This is a genomic window from Dietzia sp. B19 (assembly GCF_014145155.1).
Taxonomy (GTDB): domain Bacteria; phylum Actinomycetota; class Actinomycetes; order Mycobacteriales; family Mycobacteriaceae; genus Dietzia; species Dietzia natronolimnaea.
On the sequence record NZ_JAALED010000180.1, the window covers coordinates 1 to 3,748 of the forward strand.

Below are 3,748 nucleotides of genomic sequence, written 5' to 3' on the forward strand. Positions count from 1 at the left end.
CGAACGCCGCCGAACTCGTCGTCGTCATCATCGGATCCACCACCGCACCCCCCTGCGCCAATCGGACTCGCTACCATTCGAACGTGTGATCTAGTATATCGTCTCAACCGAGATGGCACAAGTGTTCGACTGGCCCCGTGAGGGCGGGGTCGACCTCAGGGGTATCGCGCCTCTGGGGCGAATGCGCGGGAGCGTGCGCGGGCTCGCCAGTGCAGGAAGGCCAGGCCCACCCACGAGACGAGCACGGCGGCCGCAACGGCGAGCTGGGCCGTCAGGAGATGTTCCGCTGGGTAAATGACGCCGGTGAGGTAGTGGTCGATGAACCCCGTCGAGGGAAGCGTCTCCTGGCCGGCGCGGGCGCGTCCCCAGTTCTCCACGTGGGTGAGTGGACAGTCCCACCCCACCGTCGCGATCCCGAGTCCGTAGGCCGCCGTCGCCAGATGCGGCCAGAATGTCCAACGCCAGCGCCACGCGAGGAACCCGCCCACCACCATGTACACGAGGAAGGCCGCGTGGAGCACCATCGCGACGTCCGCGACGAGTCGGTATCCCATGCCTCCAGGGTGCCAGCCGGTGCGGGAGGCGCAAGTGGCCCGACGGGGGCGGCCTCTGCTACGGTGTCCGGCATGTCGATCGCTCGCGCATATTGGCGCTTTATGTGGGCTCCGGGTGGAGCCCGCGCCGCGAGCGCACGCGTCCGCTAGCCGGACGTCCGACACCCGGAGCCCAGAGGCGGTGTCCATGATGGTCGCCGCCTCCCGCCATTTCCAGCGGCGGATCCGGGTGCGCACAGGGCACCGAACAGGATCACGGCACCCGGCCCGCCACGACCACCGCATCAGGAGCGCACAGCCGTGACCATCACCGCCGAGAACCCCACCCAGACCGCCGACCGGCGAGTCCTGTCCTACTCCCCGTTGCCGACGCCGATCGAGATCCTCGGCGAACTCCCGTTGGGAGAGGCCCGCGAAGCGCTGGTCGAGCGTAGCCGCAGCGAGATCGCCGATGTCCTGGCCGGGCGCGACGACCGGCTGCTCGTGGTGGTGGGGCCCTGCTCGGTCCACGATCCCGACGCCGCGCTCGACTACGCGGGGCGCCTCGCCACACTCGCCGAGGAGGTCTCCGAGGATCTGCTCATCGTCATGCGCGTCTACTTCGAGAAGCCGCGCACCACTGTCGGGTGGAAGGGCCTGATCAACGACCCGGCGCTGGACGGGAGTTACGACATCCCGCGGGGTCTGCGCACGGCCCGCAGACTCCTCCTGGACGTGTTGGACCTCGGCCTGCCCGTCGGCTGCGAGTTCCTCGAACCGACCAGTCCGCAGTACATCGCCGACGCCGTCTCGTGGGGTGCCATCGGGGCCCGGACCACCGAGAGCCAGGTGCACCGCCAGTTGGTCTCCGGCCTGTCCATGCCGGTGGGGTTCAAGAACGGGACGGACGGCGAGGTCCAGGTCGCGGTGGACGGGTGTCGGTCCTCGGCGTCGCGCCACGTGTTCTTCGGCACCGACGCCGAGGGCCGGGCCGCCGTGGTGGAGACCGCCGGGAACACCGACTGCCACGTGATCCTCCGGGGCGGCACGGGCGGACCCAACCACGATGCGGCGTCCGTGGCGTCCGCGGTGGCGTCGGTCGCGAAGGTGGGGCTGCCCGGGCTGGTGATGGTGGATGCGAGCCACGCCAACTCCGGCAAGTCCCACGAGCGTCAGGCCGAGGTCGTGGCCGAGCTCGCCGAGCGGATCGGGGCGGGGGAGGAGGGCATCTCCGGCGTGATGGTCGAGAGCTTCCTCGAGCCCGGCGCCCAGTCCGTCGACGCCGCGGAACTCGTCTACGGCAAGTCGGTCACCGACGCCTGCATCGGCTGGGACACCACCGAGGAGGGCGTGCGCGCGCTGGCCGCGGGGGTTCGCGCCGGCCGACGGGGCTGAGCCCCCGCGGGGTCAGGGGGACCCCTGTGGAGGGGGCGTCGCGCGGTAACCTCTACCGAGTGGATGCCTCCTCCCCCCTGTACTCGCTGTACGAGTCGCGACTCCGGTCGTCACTCGAGGGTGCCCGGCTCCCACGGCACATCGCCGTGATGGCCGACGGAAACCGCCGATGGGCCAAGGAGGCCGGGTTCGCGGATGTCGCGCACGGACACCGGGCCGGGGCGGTCAAGATCGCCGAGATGCTGGGCTGGTGCGACGAGCTGGGCGTGGACGTCGCCACCATCTATCTGCTGAGCACCGAGAACCTGGGTCGTGATGCCGAGGAGCTCGACGAGCTGCTGCAGATCATCGCCGACGTGGTGGACGAGATCACCGGTCCGGACAAGAACTGGGACGTCCGGATCGTCGGGCGGCTCGAGGTGCTGCCGGACTGGCTGGCCGAGCGGCTGCGCCACGCCGAGCGCGCGAGCACCGGGCGTCGGGGGGTCAAGGTCAACGTCGCCGTGGGGTACGGCGGCCGTCAGGAGATCGCCGACGCGACCCGCGAGCTCGTCGCCCAGTTGATCGACGAGGGCCGGACCGGGCGGGACCTGGTCGACGGCATCACCGTGGAGGCCATCGGCGAGCACCTCTACACCTCCGGCCAGCCCGATCCCGATCTGGTGATCCGTACGTCCGGCGAGCAGCGGCTCTCCGGATTCCTGCTGTGGCAGAGCGCCTACTCGGAGATCTGGTTCACCGAGGCCTACTGGCCCGCGTTCCGCCGCGTGGACTTCCTCCGCGCCCTGCGCGACTACGGTGCCCGCAACCGCAGGTTCGGCCACTGATGCCGGCCTCGAACAGTCCCGCGTCCGGGGAGACGGTGCCGGAGTCGTTCACCGTGCAGGCCGTCTGCGTGGTGGACCAGCTCCTCACCGTTCCCGGCCGCGTCGGCGTGACGGCGATCGACAAGCGCCCCGTCGAGGGCCCGGTGCAGGTCCGTGAGTACGGCCTCCACGGAGACGTCCAGGCCGACCGCGAGCATCACGGCGGCGTGTGGAAGGCCGTCTACCTGCTCTCCGACTCCGACGTCGAGCCGTGGGAGCCCGAGTTCGGTGGGCCGATCCCGCCCGGGTACTTCGGCGAGAACCTGCGAGTGACCGGCGTCGACACCTCGCAGCTGCAGATCGGCACCGTCCTGGAGGTGGGCCGGGGCAGCGGTCGTCGGGGTCCGTTGCGCCTGGAGATCACCACCCCGCGCATCCCGTGCCAGACGTTCGGCGATCGCGTCGGCAAGCCCAGGTGGGTGCGCCGGTTCACCGAGGCGGGGCGACCGGGTGCGTACGCCCGTGTGCTGCGGCCGGGGCCTGTCGAGGTGGGCGACGAGATCCGGGTGGTCGCCGTGCCCACGCACGGCGTCACCATCGGGCGGGTGTTCGCGGGGGTCGACGACGACGAGGCCGGCCGCCTGCTGTCCGAGTACACGCTCTCCGACCTCGCACCGAGCCTCGTGCGCAAGCTCGACCCCGCCACGGACGTCCGGCCCTCGGACGCCGACTCCGACTGAGTCGACCCCTCAGAGCGATCTCGCTGCGGTCTTGCCGAGAGATTCAGCCGCGAGGTCGATTCCGCTCACGTTGTCCCAGGTCGCGTGTCGCTTTTCGCGGCATTCGTGACCACTCGGCGAGAGCCCGGGCCAAGAGGTGTGCGTTCGGGCAGCCGGGGGCAGTGTCCGGGCGGCAGAGGTCACCCGGGCGGCTCGGCGAGGTGGTCCCACACCGGTCCGGCGGTGCGCCACAGTGCGGGAGCCTGCTCGCGGCCCACGTCGGGCAGCCGGAACG

The 3,748-nt window shown here is 70.9% G+C and carries 4 protein-coding genes; 3 read left to right on the forward strand and 1 reads right to left on the reverse strand.

Features of this window, described 5'->3' with window-relative positions; genetic code table 11:
* Nucleotides 1-155 precede the first annotated feature (155 nt).
* A complete protein-coding gene (locus G6020_RS06315) occupies nucleotides 156-554 on the reverse strand; it encodes a DUF2784 domain-containing protein (RefSeq protein WP_182610031.1) in 399 nt (132 codons plus the stop codon).
* Between the two features lie 300 nt (nucleotides 555-854).
* Between G6020_RS06315 and G6020_RS06320 the strand changes: the two genes are divergently transcribed.
* Genes G6020_RS06320 through G6020_RS06330 form a run of 3 tightly spaced genes read left to right on the forward strand, consistent with a single transcriptional unit; the run spans nucleotide 855 to nucleotide 3,474 of the window.
* Nucleotides 855-1,928: a 3-deoxy-7-phosphoheptulonate synthase gene (locus G6020_RS06320; protein ID WP_182610032.1), complete on the forward strand. Its 1,074-nt coding sequence runs from the start codon at nucleotides 855-857 to the stop codon at nucleotides 1,926-1,928.
* Nucleotides 1,929-1,987: 59 nt separating this feature from the next.
* On the forward strand, nucleotides 1,988-2,755 hold the full coding sequence (locus tag G6020_RS06325; protein WP_182610033.1) for an isoprenyl transferase: 768 nt from the start codon (nucleotides 1,988-1,990) through the stop codon (nucleotides 2,753-2,755).
* Nucleotides 2,755-3,474, forward strand: a complete 720-nt coding sequence (locus G6020_RS06330; RefSeq protein WP_194306003.1) for an MOSC domain-containing protein — start codon at nucleotides 2,755-2,757, stop codon at nucleotides 3,472-3,474. The genes G6020_RS06325 and G6020_RS06330 overlap by 1 nt, the downstream gene beginning before the upstream one ends.
* Nucleotides 3,475-3,748 lie beyond the last annotated feature (274 nt).

Bases quoted from the DNA above. Each gene is read 5' to 3' on its own strand.
- G6020_RS06315 (WP_182610031.1), bottom strand. From the start codon at position 554: ATGGGATACCGACTCGTCGCGGACGTCGCGATGGTGCTCCACGCGGCC.
- G6020_RS06330 (WP_194306003.1), top strand. From the start codon at position 2,755: ATGCCGGCCTCGAACAGTCCCGCGTCCGGGGAGACGGTGCCGGAGTCG.